Origin of the sequence: Sphingomonas sp. CFBP 13706, assembly GCF_014842355.1 — a bacterium.
Classification (GTDB): Bacteria; Pseudomonadota; Alphaproteobacteria; order Sphingomonadales; family Sphingomonadaceae; genus Sphingomonas; species Sphingomonas aerolata.
The window spans coordinates 207,635-223,819 of record NZ_JACYVM010000007.1 but is presented as its reverse complement, the minus strand read 5'-3'; the positions used below and the strand labels follow the sequence as shown (position 1 = coordinate 223,819).

At 68.6% G+C, this 16,185-nt stretch carries 14 protein-coding genes; 7 read left to right on the top strand and 7 right to left on the bottom strand.

What is annotated here, in order from left to right; genetic code table 11:
• Window positions 1-63: 63 nt before the first annotated feature.
• The gene (gene phhA / locus IFS44_RS14630; RefSeq protein ID WP_192098949.1) at window positions 64-939 is read right to left on the bottom strand and encodes a phenylalanine 4-monooxygenase; all 876 of its coding nucleotides are present in this window, start codon (window positions 937-939) and stop codon (window positions 64-66) included.
• 22 nt (window positions 940-961) lie between these two features.
• Here phhA and IFS44_RS14625 point away from each other — a divergent pair, with 22 nt between their 5' ends.
• Entirely contained in the window at window positions 962-1,627 is a 666-nt protein-coding gene (locus IFS44_RS14625) for a TIGR02117 family protein (RefSeq protein WP_192098948.1), read from the top strand.
• 216 nt (window positions 1,628-1,843) lie between these two features.
• On the opposite strand, the gene IFS44_RS14620 is transcribed toward IFS44_RS14625, so the two are convergent.
• Window positions 1,844-2,122 (bottom strand): hypothetical protein, encoded by a 279-nt coding sequence (locus tag IFS44_RS14620; RefSeq protein WP_031396071.1) that lies wholly within the window; start codon window positions 2,120-2,122, stop codon window positions 1,844-1,846.
• Window positions 2,123-3,127 (bottom strand): glycerophosphodiester phosphodiesterase, encoded by a 1,005-nt coding sequence (locus tag IFS44_RS14615; protein WP_192098965.1) that lies wholly within the window; start codon window positions 3,125-3,127, stop codon window positions 2,123-2,125.
• A gap of 129 nt (window positions 3,128-3,256) precedes the next feature.
• Here IFS44_RS14615 and IFS44_RS14610 point away from each other — a divergent pair, with 129 nt between their 5' ends.
• The 6 genes from IFS44_RS14610 to IFS44_RS14585 all read left to right on the top strand — a co-directional run bounded on the left by IFS44_RS14610 (window position 3,257) and on the right by IFS44_RS14585 (window position 11,172).
• Complete coding sequence (locus IFS44_RS14610; protein ID WP_081874216.1) at window positions 3,257-3,820, top strand: 2Fe-2S iron-sulfur cluster-binding protein; 564 nt, start codon at window positions 3,257-3,259, stop codon at window positions 3,818-3,820.
• On the top strand, window positions 3,817-4,797 hold the full coding sequence (locus tag IFS44_RS14605) for an FAD binding domain-containing protein (protein WP_037530016.1): 981 nt from the start codon (window positions 3,817-3,819) through the stop codon (window positions 4,795-4,797). The genes IFS44_RS14610 and IFS44_RS14605 overlap by 4 nt, the downstream gene beginning before the upstream one ends.
• A gap of 2 nt (window positions 4,798-4,799) precedes the next feature.
• Complete coding sequence (locus IFS44_RS14600; protein WP_192098947.1) at window positions 4,800-7,031, top strand: xanthine dehydrogenase family protein molybdopterin-binding subunit; 2,232 nt, start codon at window positions 4,800-4,802, stop codon at window positions 7,029-7,031.
• 362 nt (window positions 7,032-7,393) lie between these two features.
• Entirely contained in the window at window positions 7,394-9,598 is a 2,205-nt protein-coding gene (locus IFS44_RS14595; RefSeq protein ID WP_192098946.1) for a xanthine dehydrogenase family protein molybdopterin-binding subunit, read from the top strand.
• 46 nt (window positions 9,599-9,644) lie between these two features.
• Entirely contained in the window at window positions 9,645-10,568 is a 924-nt protein-coding gene (locus IFS44_RS14590) for an XdhC family protein (RefSeq protein ID WP_192098945.1), read from the top strand.
• On the top strand, window positions 10,555-11,172 hold the full coding sequence (locus IFS44_RS14585; protein ID WP_037530012.1) for a nucleotidyltransferase family protein: 618 nt from the start codon (window positions 10,555-10,557) through the stop codon (window positions 11,170-11,172). Before IFS44_RS14590 ends, IFS44_RS14585 begins: the two co-directional genes overlap by 14 nt.
• Here the strand turns inward: IFS44_RS14585 and IFS44_RS14580 are convergent.
• The 4 genes from IFS44_RS14580 to IFS44_RS14565 form a co-directional block, all read right to left on the bottom strand.
• Entirely contained in the window at window positions 11,147-12,355 is a 1,209-nt protein-coding gene (locus IFS44_RS14580) for an ABC transporter permease (protein ID WP_031440131.1), read from the bottom strand. The genes IFS44_RS14585 and IFS44_RS14580 overlap by 26 nt on opposite strands.
• 196 nt (window positions 12,356-12,551) lie before the next feature.
• Window positions 12,552-13,208: an ABC transporter ATP-binding protein gene (locus IFS44_RS14575; RefSeq protein WP_081874217.1), complete on the bottom strand. Its 657-nt coding sequence runs from the start codon at window positions 13,206-13,208 to the stop codon at window positions 12,552-12,554.
• A gap of 55 nt (window positions 13,209-13,263) precedes the next feature.
• Window positions 13,264-14,649 (bottom strand): efflux RND transporter periplasmic adaptor subunit, encoded by a 1,386-nt coding sequence (locus tag IFS44_RS14570; protein ID WP_031440132.1) that lies wholly within the window; start codon window positions 14,647-14,649, stop codon window positions 13,264-13,266.
• Entirely contained in the window at window positions 14,649-16,082 is a 1,434-nt protein-coding gene (locus IFS44_RS14565; protein WP_244650322.1) for an efflux transporter outer membrane subunit, read from the bottom strand. Before IFS44_RS14565 ends, IFS44_RS14570 begins: the two co-directional genes overlap by 1 nt.
• Between the last annotated feature and the right edge of the window lie 103 nt (window positions 16,083-16,185).

The following is a 16,185-nucleotide window of genomic DNA, read 5'->3' as shown; positions in this document are numbered from 1 at the left end:
ACCTTCGCGCATGAATCGCACCGCTATCCCAACTGGGCCCCGGCCTTCGCCGGGGTGGTGGCATTATGCGGCGCGTGTGGCTTTGGCCTTCGCATAGGCCTGCGTGCCGTGCGTCAGTACGACGTCGCCGGGTTCGATCCGGGCGACGGGGATGTCGGGCTGGGCCTTCAGCTCCTCGTACAGTGGTGCGAAATCGGTCTCGACCGTCAGGCGCAGCAGTTCGTCGAAGCTCGGGATGACGAAGTAATTCTGCTGGAAATCGTCAATCCGGTACTCCGTCCGCATCACGCGCGCGAGGTCGAGCGCGATGCGGTTGGGGCTGGGGTCGTCGAGTGCGAAGCGGGTTTCGGCGAAGCTCGAGACGATGCCCGAGCCGTAGATGCGAAGCCCCTCGGGCTCTGCGATCAGGCCGAATTCGACCGTGTACCAGTAGAGCCGGCCGAGATATTTGAGCGCGTCGAGCCCGAGCGCGCGCTGGCCGCCGCGGCCATAGGCCGCCAGATAATCCGCGAAGACCGGGTCGGCGAGCATCGGCACGTGCCCGAATACGTCGTGGAAGACGTCGGGTTCCTGGAGATAGTCGAGCTGGTCGGGACGGCGGATGAAATTGCCCGCGACGAAGCGGCGATTGGCCATGTGGTCGAAGAACACGTCGTCGGGGACGAGGCCGGGCACCGCGACGACTGACCAGCCGGTGAGCTTCATCAGCCGTTCGGACAGTTCCTCGAAATCGGGAATGCCGGGCTTCGAGAGTTTCAGCACGTCGAGCCCGCGCAGCCACGCGTTCGACGCGCGGCCGGGGAGCAGTTTCGACTGGCGCGCGAACAGCGTGTCCCAGGTCGCATGATCCTCGGCGGTATAGCTCGACCAGTTTTGCGGGATCGTCCAGTCGGGTGCCCCTTCGGGCGGTGTGCTGAGCACGTGCGTTTCTTCTAGCATGGCCATCGTCTAGCATGACCGAATGACAACGGAAACGCGCTGGATTCATTGGTCGTTAAGGATCTTTGCGGTCGTCCTCGCACTGGCTGCGAGCTATGCGGTGGCGGGGCTGGTCGGCGGGGCGATCCCGACCAACCGCGACTGGCGCGCGGCCCCGCGCGGCGTGCGGATCTTCGTCGAAAGCAACGGGGTGCATACCGGGATCATCGTCCCGAAGGTCGCGGCCGGGGTGGACTGGCGCGGGTTTGCCCGGCCCGGTGACCTGCGCGACCCGCGTTATGCCGCGTCCGATCACCTCGCGATCGGCTGGGGGGAGAAGGCGTTCTTCCTCGAGACGCCGACCTGGGCGGAGGTGAAGCTGCGGACCGTGCTGGCGTCGGCGACCGGCAGCGACGCGGTGCTGCTGCATGTCGAGCATCTCGCCGCGCCGGTGCCGGGTGGCGACGTGCGCGCGGTGATGCTGAGCGAGCGCGAGTATCGGCGGCTGGCGGGGTATATCGCGGCGACGATCCGGCCGGGGGGGCGGTCCTATCCGGGCTATGCCGGTTATGATGCGTTCTACGACGCGCGGGGGCATTATAGCGGGGTGGCGACGTGCAATGCGTGGACGGGGGATGCGTTGCGGTTCGCGGGCGTTCGGGTCGGGTGGTGGACGCCGTTTCCGGCTACGGTGATGTGGTGGTTTTGAAGGGTTGCCCCCCCTTTGTGTCCCCGCGAAGGCGGGGACCCAGACTGGGCTCCCGCCTTCGCGGGAGAACAGGAAGCGGGAGGGATTTCACCTTACCACCCCGGCGAAGGCCGGGGCCCAGTTGGGGGACGTTGCTGACTGAGGGCAGCGCGAGGTTACTTCCGTTTCCCAACTGGGCCCCGGCCTTCGCCGGGGTGGTGTTTCTTTTTGGGGCTATCACTCCCCCGCGCGATACCCCTGATACTGCCCGCATTCGCCGCGCCGGGGGTCCTTCCTGCAGCGTTTGGCGAGTTCCTTGCGCTGCTTGCCCTCCTCGGCCTCCTGCTTGCGCATCTTGCGGCCGTAATTGCGGTCCGATTCCTCCTGGCTGGTGGTGGTCCAGTCGACCGCCTTGCCCGCGACCTGGAACGGCGCCTTCACGATCGACGTCGCGGTGCTGATGCAGCCTGCGGTCATCAGGGGCAGGATCGCCAGAACGGGAAGAACCTTACGCATCTACTTCACTCCCGCGCGCAGCCGATCGCGCGCCTGCGCCCCGTATAGCGGAAAATCGGTGAAGAATCCGTCGATACCTTGCGTGAGCCCGGCGTCGATCTCCGCGGCGATGTCGGCGTGCGCGGCGGGGTCGGTGCCGCGGCGGAAGCGGTCGGGGACGAACATGTTCTCTGCACGGTAGGTCCAGGGATGGACGCGCAGCCCCGCTTCATGCGCGTCGGCGACGAGCGGCGACGGCGTCGTGCCCGCCCACAGCATGCCCTTGTTCGGGCCGATGCCGTACGCATAGCCCGCCACCGCCTTCAGGCCCGCGGGCGTGATCATCGCCGCATAGCTCGGCTGCGCAGCGTCGGCGGGGCCGCCCTCACCGTCGATCAGCTGGATCAGCCGCACCCGCGTCACCGCGTGGAGGCGCTCGAGGTTCTTCACCTCGAACGACTGGATGAACACCGGTGCCGTCGCCGAGTCCCAGCCTGCCGCCTTGAGCTGCGCGACGAGCAGCAGGTCGGTCGGGTGGCCGATGCCGGCGAAGTAGGTCGGGTGCTTGGTCTCGGGATAGATGCCGATCGTGCGGCCCGTCTCACCTGAGCGCCGCTTGGCGAGCGCGATGATCTGGGCGAGCGTCGGGATCTCGAACCGGCCGTCATAGGCGGTGTTGGCGGGGCGGAGTTTCGGCAGCCGCTCCTTCGCGCGCAGTGTCTTCAGCTCGGCGAGCGTGAAATCCTCGACGAACCAGCCGGTGAGGTTGTGCCCGTCGATCGTCTTGGTCGTGCGGCGGCTGGCGAATTCGGGATGGTCGGCGACGTCGGTCGTGTCGGCGATCGCATTTTCGTGCCGCGCGACGAGCACGTCGTCCTTCGTCGGGACGAGGTCGGGCTCGATGAAGTCCGCGCCCTGGTCGATCGCGAGGTCGTAGGCGGCGAGCGTATGTTCGGGCCGGAGCCCGCTCGCACCGCGGTGCGCGATCACGATCGGGGGTGTCGAGGGAGGATTTTTCGGTGTCATCGCAACAGATTGCCCGCCGGCGACGCCAAGTACCAGCGCGGCGATTCGTGAGAGCCAATCGCAATAGGAAACCATTCGACGCATCGGCGTTCAGTCCTCATATTTCCCGGATCCAGAAGGGGCGACCCCATGCATTTCACGATCAATGGTCAATCATATGACGCCGAGCCCGATATCCGCACCTCGGTGCTCGACCTGTGCCGCGAGCATCTCGGCCTCACCGGCTCGAAAAAGGGCTGCGACCACGGTCAGTGCGGGGCGTGCACCGTCCTGATCAACGGCCGCCGCGTCAATTCCTGCCTGACGCTCGCGGTCATGCACCAGGACGACGAGATCACAACGATCGAGGGTCTGGGCCAGCCGGGCAACCTCCATGCGCTGCAGGATGCGTTCGTGCGGCATGACGGTTACCAGTGCGGCTATTGCACGCCGGGCCAGATCTGCTCGGCGGTCGGCATGCTCGACGAGGTGAAGAAGGGCTGGGCCAGCCATGCGTCGGGCGACCTGACCGATCCCAAGTTCGACGATGCCGAGATTTCGGAGCGGATGAGCGGCAATCTGTGCCGTTGCGCTGCCTATCCGAACATCGTCGATGCGATCCGCGAAGTCGGTGACACCGCGCCCAAGGGCCGGTCCGCGGACGAGAAGGACGCGGCGATGGACGCCGATGCGCGCGGGGAGATGGTGGCATGAAGACCTTCACCTATGAGAAACCGGCGACCCCCGAGGCCGCGGTCCGGGACGCCGGGACGACCGGCGCGCGGTTCATCGCGGGCGGGACCAACCTGCTCGATCTGATGAAGCTGCAGGTCGAGACGCCCGACACGCTCGTCGACATCAGCCGCCTCGATCTCGCGAAGATCGAGGAGCGCGAGGATGGCGGGCTGACGATCGGTGCACTGGTGCCGAACAGCGACCTTGCCGCCGACCGCCGCGTCGTTGCCAAGTACGAGGTGCTGAGCCGCGCATTGCTCGCCGGCGCATCGGGCCAGCTGCGCAACAAGGCGTCGACCGGGGGCAACATGCTCCAGCGGACGCGCTGCTATTATTTCTACGACACCGCGGCCGCGTGCAACAAGCGCGAGCCTGGCAGCGGTTGTTCGGCGATCGGCGGCTTCAACCGCATCCTCGCGGTGCTCGGCACGAGCGAGCAGTGCATCGCGACGCATCCGAGCGACATGGCGGTCGCGATGCGCGCGCTCGACGCGACGATCGTGACCTTGAAGGCGGACGGCGATCGTCGGCGCATCTCGGTACACGAGTTCTACCGCCTGCCGGGATCGACGCCCGAGATCGAGACCGTGCTCGAGACGGGTGAGCTGATCACGCATATCGAGCTGCCCGCGCCGCCCAAGGGCAAGCAGGCCTATCGCAAGGTGCGCGACCGTGCGTCCTATGCGTTTGCACTCGTCTCGGTCGCGGCCGTGGTCGATGTGCAGGACGGCGTGATCGCGTCGGCCTCGCTCGCGTTCGGCGGGCTCGGGCCGATGCCTTGGCGCAATCCGGCGGTCGAGGCCGCTCTGGTCGGCAAGGCGCCGTCGGACGAGGCCTTCGAGGCCGCGGCGACCGCATTGCTTGCCGATGCCAAGGGCTATGGCTCGAACGACTTCAAGATCCCCCTCGCGCGTCGCACGCTTATCGCGACGCTGCGCACCGTAACGGGAGCATAAACATGTTCGGTTTTGGAACCACCAACAGCCTGACGATGGACAAGCCGCATCCGGACAGTCTTCTGGATACGGGCGTTCAGGGCGTCATCGGCAAGCCGCTCGACCGGATCGACGGTCCGCTGAAGGTCAGCGGCACCGCGACCTATGCGGCGGAATATCAGTTCGACGACATGGCGTACGGCGTGCTCGTCGGCACGAAGATCTCCGCGGGCAAGGTCGTGTCGATCGACGTCGACGCGGTGAAGAGCATCCCCGGGGTGCTCGACGTCGTCACCGACTTCGACCAGTTCATCCGCGTGTCCGCACAGGGCGGCGCGACCGATGCACCGACGCAAGGCGTCAAGGACATCGCGTTCTTCGGCCAGATCGTCGCGATCGTGCTCGCCGAGAGCTTCGAGGTCGCGCGCGATGCGGCGGCCCGCCTGCCGATCGTCTATGACGAGGCGGAGGGCCAGTATGACTTCACGGCGCACCGCGACGAGACGCGGACGCCCCCCGACGATGCCGCCCCTGCGCATTTCAAGCAGGGCGATGTCGACACGGCGATGGCCAACGCGGCGGTGACGGTCGATTCGACCTATGTCACGCCGAGCCAGAATTCGGCGGCGATGGAGCCTCACGCCTCGACCGCGGTATGGGAAGAGGACGGCTCGCTGACGCTGTACGGCGCCTATCAGATGCCGACGTCGGATGCGCAGCAGCTTGCCAAGTCGCTCGGCCTGTCCGAGAAGAAGGTCCGGATCGTCGCGCGCTATATCGGCGGCGGGTTCGGGTCGAAGCTTGGCATCGCGCCCGAGAGCGTCGCGGCGGCGATCGCCGCCAAGCAGCTCGGCCGTCCGGTCAAGGCCGTCATGTCGCGCCCGCAGGTCTTCGAGGCGACCGTGCGTCGCTCGAACACCGAGCAGCGCGTCCGGCTCGCGGCCAATGCCGAGGGCAAGCTGACCGCGATCGGGCACGAGACGCTCGCGTCGAACCAGTCGACCGAGGATTATTTCGAGCCCGCCGGCATCGGCACGCACCTGCTCTACGGCGGCGAGAACCGGCTGATCACGCATGAGCTGGTCGACGTGAACCTCGTCCTGTCGGGATCGATGCGCGCGCCGGGCGAAGCGGTCGGGATGCTCGCGCTCGAGGGTGCGATGGATGAGCTCGCCGAAAAGCTCGACATGGATCCGATCGAGCTGCGCAAGCGCAACGATCCGCGGATCGATCCGGAAAAGGACGTCCCCTATTCGTCGCGCAACCTGACGCGCGCGCTCGACGAGGGTGCGGCCCGGTTCGGCTGGGACAAGCGGCAGAAGGCGGGCACGCGCCGCGAGGGCGAGTGGCTGATCGGCATGGGCGTCGCCTCGGCGGTGCGCGGCAACATGATGATGGAATCGTCCGCCAAGGTCGAGATCCATCCCGACGGCACCGCGACCGTATCGTCGGCGATGACCGATATCGGCACGGGCAGCTACACGATCCTCGCGCAGATCGCGTCGGAGATCCTGGGCATCCCGGTCGAGAACATCACCATGTCGCTGGGCGATACCAATGATCCCCCCGCGGCAGGTTCGGGCGGGTCCTGGGGTGCGGCCTCGTCGGGGACCGCGGTCTACCTCGCCTGCGAGATGCTGCGCGGCAAGATCGCCAAGGCGATGGGCGTCGACGAGGACGGTCTGACGCTGAAGGACGGCAAGGCGATCGGCGACAACCGTTCGACGCCGATCGGCGAGCTGGTCGGCAAGGGCCTCGAGGCGACCGGGCATATCAAGCCGGGCAAGCAGGAGAAGGAGACGTCGCAGGCAGGCTTCGGTGCGCACTTCGCCGAGGTCGCGGTCAACGTCATCACCGGCGAGACGCGCGTGCGGCGGATGCTCGGGTCGTTCGCGGCAGGGCGCGTGCTCAACGCGAAGACCGCGCGGTCGCAGTGCCTGGGCGGCATGACCTTCGGCATCGGCACCGCGCTGACCGAGGATCTGATCCACGACACGCGCACCGGCAAGCTGGTGAACCACGATCTCGGCGAATATCACGTGCCGGCCAATGCGGACGTGCCGCAGATGGACGTCCACTTCGTCGACGAGCGCGACATCCATGCAAACCCGATCCACGCCAAGGGAATCGGCGAGCTGGGGATTTCGGGCGCGGGCGCGGCGGTTGCGAACGCGGTGTATAATGCGACGGGGATCCGGGTGCGGGAGTTCCCGATTACGTTGGACAAGCTGCTGGATCAGTTGCCGGCGGTCTGACCTGTTCCCCCGCGAAAGCGGGGGTCCAGGAGTCACAACGCGCGCCCTTGGTAAAGCTGGATCCCCGCCTTTGCGGGGAAACAAGTTGGGGTGGGCGCTACCCTCCTTACTACCACCCCGGCGAAGGCCGGGGTCCAGTCGGGGGACTTTCCCGACAGCGGATCGTCCTTCGTCACGACGACCTTCCCAACTGGGCCCCGGCCTTCGCCGGGGTGGTGGTGAGGGGACGGCACCGAGCCTCGTTTGAGTCGGGCTGGCGTGGCACCGGCCTACGTCGGGGTGGTGTTGAGACCACGTCCCCCACCCTCGTCAAACACCCCCGCCCCTCCTATCTCAGACCCTCCACACCCGAGGACGAGCCTATGACCGACCACGTAATGGACGCCGCGTTTCGACCGGCCGGGCTCGACCGGGCGACGCAGGGGGTTCTCGGGCGCGGGATCGATCGGGTCGAGGGGCCGGCGAAGGTCACCGGCGTCGCCGATTATGCCTATGAAGGCACGCCCGAGCGCGTCGCCTATGCCGCGATCGTCGGCACGCCGGTCGGCAGCGGCCGGATTCTCAGCATCGACGCGCGTGCGGCCGAGGCGATGCCCGGCGTGATCGCGGTGCTGCACGGCGATCCGCGCATGCCCGCGGGCGAATCCAATTCGAGCGCGCTGCCGCTGCTCGATACCGACGTCATCCTCCATCTCGGCCAGCCCGTCGCGGTCGTCGTCGCCGAGGACCAGGCGATCGCGCGCGACGCGGCCGCCCTGGTCCGCGTCGAGACCGAGGCGGGCGAGGACCGGTTCGACGTCGAGGCGCAGCCGGTCGATACCGATCCGGCGATCGGCTTCGTGGCACCGGTCGACATGGGCGACCTTGATGCGGCGATGCGCGACGCGGCCGTGACGCTCGATGCGACCTATACGACGCCGGTGCATTTCCCCGCCGCGCTCGAGCCGCATGCGACCACCGCCTGGTGGGACGGCGACCGGCTGACGGTGCGGTCGAGCAACCAGGTGATCGGCGCGGCGCGCAAGACGATCGCCAAGGTCCTCAAGATCGACGCCGACAAGGTCCGCGTGCTCGCGCCCTATGTCGGCGGTGGCTTTGGCGGCAAGACCGGCGTCGGCCCCGAGGCGATCCTCGCCGCGATCGCCGCGGAGGCGGTCGGCCGCCCGGTCAAGATCGCGCTGCCGCGGCGCCAGACCGCCTATGTCGTCCACCACCGCTCGCACACGACACAGCGCATCCGCATCGCTGCGGACGAACGCGGCGTGATCCAGGGCATGGGGCATGAGAGCGTCGCCGCGCAGAATGACGACGCGCCGTTCCTCGAACCCGTGCCGTTCGGGACGATCCCGCTCTATCGCGGCGAGTCCCGGCGGTTCAGGACCGACCTCGTCCGCGTCGACCTGCCCGCGAGCGGCGCGGTCCGCGCGCCGGGCGAGGCGGTCGGCACGTTCGGCGTCGAATGCGCGATGGACGAGCTCGCGGTCCAGCTCGGGATCGACCCGATCGAGCTGCGTCGCCGCAACGAGCCCGACTGCGATCCCGGCAGCGGCAAGCCCTTCTCCACGCGCCGCATGCTCGACTGCTACACGCAAGGGGCAGAGCGGTTCGGCTGGCCCGCAGCCGTGCCCGCGCCCGCATCGGTGCGCGAGGGCGAATGGCTGATCGGGATCGGCATGGCGGCCAGCCTGCGCGGCAATTTCACCGTCCAGGCGCAGGCGCGCGTGCGGCTCGAGGCGGACGGCCGCGCTGCGGTCGAATGCGACATGACCGATATCGGCACCGGCACCTACACGATCCTGGCACAGGCCGCGGGCGAGATGCTCGGGCTGCCGGTCGCGGATGTCGACGTCCGGCTGGGCGATACCGACTTCCCGCCGACCGCGGGGTCGGGCGGGTCGTTCGGCGCAGGGAGCGCGGTGTCCGCGGTGGTGCTGGCGTGCGAGGACATTCTCGCCGAGCTCGCGCTGCGGATGAACGCGGCGCCCGAAGAGCTGAGCCTCAAGGACGGGTGCGTCAGCGCGGGCGGGCGGCAGGTGAAGCTCGCCGACCTGCTGCGCGGGGCGCCGATCGTCGCGACCGGCAAGACCGGCCCCGGCAAGGAGAGCAAGCGGACCAGCCAGGCGAGCCACGGCGCGCATTTCGTCGAGGTCGCGGTCAATGCGGTCAGCGGCGAGGTTCGCGTGCGGCGGATGCTCGGCGTGTTCGACGTCGGCCGCGTGCTCAACCGCAAGACCGCGACCAGCCAGATCATCGGCGGCATGGCCTGGGGCATCGCCTATGCGCTGACCGAGGAGGGCGTCGTCGACACGCGCACCGGCGCGTTCGTGAACCCCGATTTCGGCGAATATCACGTCGCGGTGAACGCCGACATTCCGCAGCTCGAGGCCTATTTCATTGAGGAGATCGATGATTCGGCCAACCCTGCGGGCGCCAAGGGGGTCGGCGAGCTGGGGATTTCGGGTGCGGGCGCGGCGGTCGCCAACGCGATCTACAATGCGACGGGTGTGCGGGTGCGCGATTTCCCGGTGACGCTCGACAAGCTGCTCGAAGGCTTGCCCGCGCTGTAACATCTGTTCCCACGCCGGTGCGGAGGAACGAGAAGAGAGAGAAGACATGGCCGAAAACGATAGCGTGATTGCCGCGGCGAAGACCTGGAAGGGCGAGAGGATGGCGATCGCCACGGTCGTCTCGACCTGGGGCTCCGCGCCGCGCCCCAAGGGGAGCCACATGCTCGTCCACGAGGATGGCCGGTTCGAAGGCTCCGTCTCGGGCGGCTGCGTCGAGAGCGACATCCTCGCCACCGCCGCCGATGTGATCGCGGGCGCGCCGTTCCAGCTGCGGAACTACGGCGTCGCGGATGCCGCCGCGTGGGAAGTCGGTCTGCCCTGCGGCGGCGAGATCGCGGTGATGGTCCAGCCGGTGTCCGCCGAGGGCTTCGATCCCGAATTGTTCGACCGGATCGCCGATGCGCGCGACCAGGGTGATGCGCTGACGGTCACCACCGACCTCGCCACCGGGCACAGCGGCGCGCGGCCGGCGGAGACGGGCGAGGTGTTCGTCAACCGCTATGATCCGCCGCGCCGCCTGCTGATCGTCGGCGCGGTGCAGATCGCGCAGGCGCTGGCGGGTCTCGCGCGCGAGCTCGGGATCGCGACGGTCGTGATCGACCCGCGCGCGCGCTTCCTGACCGACGAGCGCTTCCCCGGCGTCACGCTCGACGACCGCTGGCCCGACGAGGCGATCGCCGCGCTGCGCCCGGGTCCGTCGACCGCGGTGGTGACGCTGAGCCACGACATCAAGATCGACGACCCCGCGCTGATCGCCGCGCTGGCGACCGACGCCGCCTATGTCGGTGCGCTCGGCAGCCGCAAGAGCCATGCGGCGCGGCGCGAACGGCTGGCCGCAGCGGGGGTCAGTCCTGAGAATATCGACCGGATCGACGCACCCGTCGGCATCGACATCGGCGCGATCGGGCCGTCCGAGATTGCGCTGTCGGTCGCCGCCGCCATGATCGGAGCCTTCCATGATCGCCGCTGAAGACGTCGTCCTCATCCTGCTCGCCGCGGGCCGATCGCAGCGGTTCGGCATCCCGAACAAGCTCGAGGTGCCGTTCCTCAACAAGCCGGTCGGGCTGCACGTCGTCACCGCGTTCGAGGCGATCCCGTTCCGCGACCGGCTGGTCGTCACCGATGGCTGCACGCTCGATTTCGCGAGCCATGGCTATGCGGTGGTGCATAACGACGATCCCGCGGCGGGGATGGCGCAGTCGGTCAAGCTGGGCGTGCAGCGCGCCAAGGACGACGGCGCGCAGGCGGTGCTGATCGCGCTGGCCGACATGCCGCGCGTCACCGCGGCGCATGTCTACCGGATGCTCGATGCCGCCGACAGCGCGGATGCGGTGGTCGCGTCGAGCGACGGGGTGAAGCCGTCGCCCCCTGCCCTGTTCGCCCGCGACCGGTTCGACTTCCTGCTCTCGCTCGACGGCGATGCGGGTGCCCGCGACCTGGTGAAGGCGGGGCGGCACGTGGTGACTGCGCCGGCCGAGCTGATCGACATCGACACGCCCGAGGATCTGGAGCGGCTGCAGGCGCTGGTCCATGACCCGCGCGCGGCGATCACTCGTGCCTTAACGCGTCGATAGGGTTCATCGCGGCGGCGCGGCGTGCGGGGAAATAGCCGAAGACGACGCCGATCACCGCGGAGATTCCGAACGCGAACAGGTTGATCTCGGGCACGAACAGCCACTGAACCTTGATCAACGGCGCGATGATCGCGATCGCCAGCTGCGCGATCACCAGCCCGATCAGCCCGCCCAGGCACGACAGCACGATCGCCTCGACGAGGAACTGCAACAGCACCTCGCGCGCGACCGCGCCGATCGCGAGCCGGATGCCGATCTCGCGCGTGCGTTCGGTCACCGACACCAGCATGATGTTCATGATCCCGATCCCGCCGACGACCAGGCTGATCCCCGCGACCGCCGCGACGATGCCGGTCAGCAAGGTCGTCGTGCCGGTCAGCGTGTCGGAAATCTGCTTGGTGTCGAAGATGTTGAAATCATCCTCCTTGCCCGCGGTGATCGTCCGGCGTTCGCGCAGCAGGTCGGTGATCGACGCCTGCACGGTCGCGGTCGAGAATTTCTGGTCGACGCCCACCAGCATCAGCCGGATGTCGCGATTGCCCGTGAAGCGGCGCTGCACCGCCTTGATCGGCATGATGACCACGTCGTCCTGATCGCCGCCGAACCCCGCCTGCCCGCGCGTCGACAGCACGCCGATCACGTCGCAACTGATCGCGCCGATCCGCATGCGAAGGCCCACCGCGTCGCCGCCGCGGAACAGGTTGGTGCGCACGGTATTGCCGATGATGCACACCGCCTTGCCCGACGCCTCCTCCACCGGCGTGAAGATCCGCCCGGTCGCCAGCGGCCAGGGCTGGACCTGGAAATAGGCGCTGGTGGTGCCGTTGATCGTCGTCGACCAGTTGGCGCCTTCATAGATCGCGGTGGCGGTCGCCTGCGCCTGGGGGGCGACCGCGGTGACGCCGGCGATCTGGTTGGCGACCGCGGTGACGTCCTCGGGCTTGAAATCGGGCGGCCGCGGTCCGCCGCCGCCGCGGCCGAAGCCCTGGCCTGGCCGGATCTGGAGGATGTTGGTGCCGAGCGCGGAGATCGACTGCTGTACCGCCGCGGTCGTCGCCTTGCCGAGCGTGACCATCGTCACGACCGCCCCGACGCCGATGACGATGCCGAGAATGGTCAGGAACGACCGCAGGATGTGGCGGCGGATCGACCGCAGCGCGAGCGAGAGGGTGGTGCCGAACATTACCGGGTCATCCCGCCAGCGTGGTCCCGTCGAACCTGGCCAAAAGACCGACAGAAGAGACCCGTCATCCCCGCGCAGGCGGGGATCCAGATGCTCGAGGGCTGGCGGGCTTGCCGAGACGGTTGCCAGTCTGGATTCCCGCCTGCGCGGGAATGACGGTGTCGGGTGGGGGCGTGAGTGTATGATGTCTGGCCCATCACGACTCGACCCTTTCGCCTTGCTCGTGGCGGCTTTCGATGCGTTCGACGAGGCCGTCCTTGAAGTGGACGACGGTGCGCGCGAAGGCGGCCATGTCGGGTTCGTGGGTGACCATCAGGACGGTGATGTTCTGTTCCGCGTTGAGCCGGGTCAACAGCTGCATGATCTCGACCGAGCGTTCGCTGTCGAGGTTGCCGGTCGGTTCGTCCGCGAGCAGTACGTCGGGGTTCGTCACCAGCGCGCGCGCGATCGCGACGCGCTGTTGCTGGCCGCCCGACAGTTCGGCGGGGGTGTGGTCCCACCAGTCCGCAAGCCCGACCGTGTCGAGGCTGGCCATCGCCGCCGCGCGCCGCGCGCGCTTCTCGTCGCCGCGGTACAGGAGCGGCAGCTCGACATTCTCGAGCGCGGAGGTGCGCGACAGGAGGTTGAACCCCTGAAACACGAAGCCGAGATATTTGCGGCGGAGCAGCGCGCGCTGGTCGCGGTCGAGCGTCTCGACATGATGCCCGCGGAACAGGAAGGTGCCGGCACTCGGCACGTCGAGACAGCCGAGGATGTTCATCGTCGTCGACTTGCCCGACCCCGACGGCCCCATCACCGCGACGAAATCGCCGCCGGCAATGTCCAGGTCGACGCCTTTCAGCGCCTGGAACATCGTCGCGCCCGCGCCGTACGTCTTGGAGACGCCGCGCAGCGAGATCAGGGGCGGATTACTGGCCACCGCCCCCGCCCTTGCTCGCGCCACCGCCGCGCCGACCACCGCCGCCGCGCTTGGTCTCGTCCGACCCGCTGGCGAGCTGGCCGGTGATGACCTGCGCGCCGGGCTGGAGGTTGCCCGACAGGACCTCGGTCATCGTCCCGTTGGTGTCGCCGGTGGTGATCTGCACCGGCTGCGGCGTGCCGTCGGCGCCCTTCACATAGATGGTCTGCTGCGCGCCGCGGCCGAGCGTCGCGGTCCGTTCCGCCCCGCCGCCGCGCCGCGGCCGGAAGGTCAGCGAGCCGGCAATGCCGCCGCCCGCATCGCCCGACGCGGCGGTCGGCTTGAAACGCAATGCGGCGTTGGGGACCAGCAGCACGCGCTGCTTGTCCGAGGTGACGATATCGGCGGTCGCGGTCATGCCCGGGCGCAGCGTGAGCGATGGGTTCGCGACGGTCAGGTCGGCGGCGTAGGACACGACCTGGCCGGTGGTGGTCGTCGTGCTGGTGCTCGAACTCGACGACGTCGCCGAGCTGACCGTCAGGTTCGAGCCGAGATCGACACGCGTGATCGTCGCGGGGAAGGTCTTGCCGGGAAAGGCGTCGACGGTGAAGTTGGCGCGCTGGCCGATCTTGACCTCGCCCACGTCCGCCTCGTCGATCGCGACCTCGAGCTTCATCTTGGTCAGGTCCTCGGCAATCACGAACAGCGTCGGCGTGTTGAACGACGACGCGACGGTCTGGCCGGGATCGATCTGCCGCGCGAGCACGACGCCGGTCACCGGCGAGCGGATGATCGCGCGCGCGCGCTGCGTCTGGCTCTGCGCGAGTGCGGCGCGGCTGGCGACGACATTGGCCTCGGCGACCTTCTGCGCGGCGAGTGCACGCTGATAGTCGGCGCGGCCGGCCTGAAGCTCGGTCTTGGACGGCACGCGCCCGCCCGACAGCCGCGCGACCTCCTCGAGCCGGTTGAGCTGTGCGCGCGATTCGGCGACGGTCGCCTGCGCCTGGTTCACCTGCGCCTGGTTGGCGGCGAGCTGCGCATTGCCCTGGCGGATCTGGTCGTCGAGCTGTTCGGGATCGATCAGCGCGAGCGGCTGGCCCGCGACGACGCGGTCGTTGACGTCGGCGACCACCTTGGTGACCAGCCCCGACAGCTGCGATCCGACCGTCACCTGGTTGGTCGGCGCGAGCTTGCCCGTCGCGGACACCGTCACGGTCAGGTTGCCGCGCTCGGCCGCCTGGGTCGAATATTGCGTCTGCTCCTTCGCGCCGAAGCATTTGGCGAGCAGCAGGCAGAGCAGCACGACGCCGACCGCGATCGCGACCCATTTGATGTAGCGTTTCCAGGGGGCCTGCGGCCTCACGCCCAGAAAGTCGTCGATCGATGCGTCGGCCATCAGCGTGCCTCTGGATTGGAGATGGGCGCTTGCGGGATCACGGTCGCGTCCCAGCCGCCGCCAAGCGCGGCATAGAGCGCGACCAGCGCGGTCGCGGCGTCGGCGCGCGCCTGGGTCGCGCCGTTGCGCGCGGACAGCAGCGCGACCTCCTGCTGGTTGAGCGTGGTGAAGTCGGTCAGCCCGGTGCGATACTGGCTGCGGCTGAGGATCGCGGAGTTGTTCGCGGCATCGAGCGCGATGGCGAACTGCCGCTCGCGCTCCTGCGCGGTCTGGAGCGCGACGACCGCATTCTCGACATCCTCGAGCGCGGTCAGCACGGTCGACTTGTAGAAGGCCAGCGCGCCGTCGGCGGCGGCCTCGCTGGTCCGCACCTGGCTGCGCAGCCGGCCGCCGTTGAAGATCGCCTGGGTCAGCCCCGCGAACAGCCCGCCGGTGATTGCATCGCCGATATTGCCGATCGAGGTCGCGTTGGTGTTGATGTTGCCGGTGATCGCGAGCGCGGGATAGAGCTGGGCCTTGGCCACCCCGATCCGCGCGGTGGCGGCGGCCAGCGCGCGCTCGGCCGAGCGGATGTCGGGACGCTGGCGCAAAGTGTCGCCGGGAATGCCGACGCCGACCGCCTTTGGCCCGACCGGGATCGGCTTGACCGGCGCGAGCAGCGGTCGGAGCGCGCCCGGCGCCTGCCCGGTCAGCACGCCGATCCGCGCGACCGCGGCGGCATATTGCTGGTCGAGGCTCGGGATCGTCGCGGCGGTCTGGGCCCGCTGCGCACGCGCCTGTTCCTGGTCGAGGCTGGAGACGAGCCCTGCCTGGACGCGGAACCCGGCGATCTCGAGATTGTCGTCCTGGATCGTCAGCGACGCGCGGGCATTGGCGAGCTGCTGCTGATACAGCCGGGCGAACACATAGTTGCGTGCGACCTCGCTCTCGATCGAGATCAGCACGGTCGCATAGTCATAGCCAGAGGCTGCGTACTCCGCGCGGCTCGCCTCGATCGTGCGGCGGATCTCGCCGAACACGCCGACCTGGTAGCTGGCGCTTGCCCCCAGCGTGAAGCTGTTGGTGCCGCCGCCGCCGGTGTCGACGACGGTGCCGTCGGGCAAGGTGAACGACCGCCCGCCGCCGCGCAGATTCTCGTTGCGCTGATAGCCGCCCGAGCCGCTGAGCGTGGGGAGCAGCGAGGCGCGGTTCTGGACCAGGCTCTCGCGCGCCTGGCGGAGGCGGGCGACGCTCTGGGCGATGTCGAGATTGGTCGCCGCCGCCTGCTCGACGAGCTGGCCGAGCACGGGGTCGTCGAACCGCTGCCACCAGCGCGTCAGGTCCTCGGGACTGGTCGCGGGGGTGACGGAATAGGCGTCGGGCACCCCCAGCTCGGCCGCCGCTTTCGGACGATAATCCGGCCCGACCGAGCAGCCGGCGAGCAGGACGGGCATGAGGAGGAAAGCTCGGACGCGGGACATGGGCGGCAGGCATGACGCAATGCCCCTTCCCTCGTCCAGTGGTTTCGTGTCGCAACCTGTCGCAACCGGGGCGAGC

Coding starts and splice junctions, on each gene's coding strand:
- IFS44_RS14575 (WP_081874217.1), bottom strand. CDS start 13,208: ATGTTCCAGGCGCTGAAAGGCGTCGACCTGGACATTGCCGGCGGCGAT.
- IFS44_RS14610 (WP_081874216.1), top strand. CDS start 3,257: ATGCATTTCACGATCAATGGTCAATCATATGACGCCGAGCCCGATATC.
- IFS44_RS14595 (WP_192098946.1), top strand. CDS start 7,394: ATGACCGACCACGTAATGGACGCCGCGTTTCGACCGGCCGGGCTCGAC.
- IFS44_RS14605 (WP_037530016.1), top strand. CDS start 3,817: ATGAAGACCTTCACCTATGAGAAACCGGCGACCCCCGAGGCCGCGGTC.
- IFS44_RS14565 (WP_244650322.1), bottom strand. CDS start 16,082: ATGCCCGTCCTGCTCGCCGGCTGCTCGGTCGGGCCGGATTATCGTCCG.
- IFS44_RS14620 (WP_031396071.1), bottom strand. CDS start 2,122: ATGCGTAAGGTTCTTCCCGTTCTGGCGATCCTGCCCCTGATGACCGCA.
- IFS44_RS14600 (WP_192098947.1), top strand. CDS start 4,800: ATGTTCGGTTTTGGAACCACCAACAGCCTGACGATGGACAAGCCGCAT.
- IFS44_RS14590 (WP_192098945.1), top strand. CDS start 9,645: ATGGCCGAAAACGATAGCGTGATTGCCGCGGCGAAGACCTGGAAGGGC.
- IFS44_RS14570 (WP_031440132.1), bottom strand. CDS start 14,649: ATGGCCGACGCATCGATCGACGACTTTCTGGGCGTGAGGCCGCAGGCC.
- IFS44_RS14625 (WP_192098948.1), top strand. CDS start 962: ATGACAACGGAAACGCGCTGGATTCATTGGTCGTTAAGGATCTTTGCG.
- IFS44_RS14615 (WP_192098965.1), bottom strand. CDS start 3,127: ATGACACCGAAAAATCCTCCCTCGACACCCCCGATCGTGATCGCGCAC.
- IFS44_RS14585 (WP_037530012.1), top strand. CDS start 10,555: ATGATCGCCGCTGAAGACGTCGTCCTCATCCTGCTCGCCGCGGGCCGA.
- IFS44_RS14580 (WP_031440131.1), bottom strand. CDS start 12,355: ATGTTCGGCACCACCCTCTCGCTCGCGCTGCGGTCGATCCGCCGCCAC.
- phhA (WP_192098949.1), bottom strand. CDS start 939: ATGCTAGAAGAAACGCACGTGCTCAGCACACCGCCCGAAGGGGCACCC.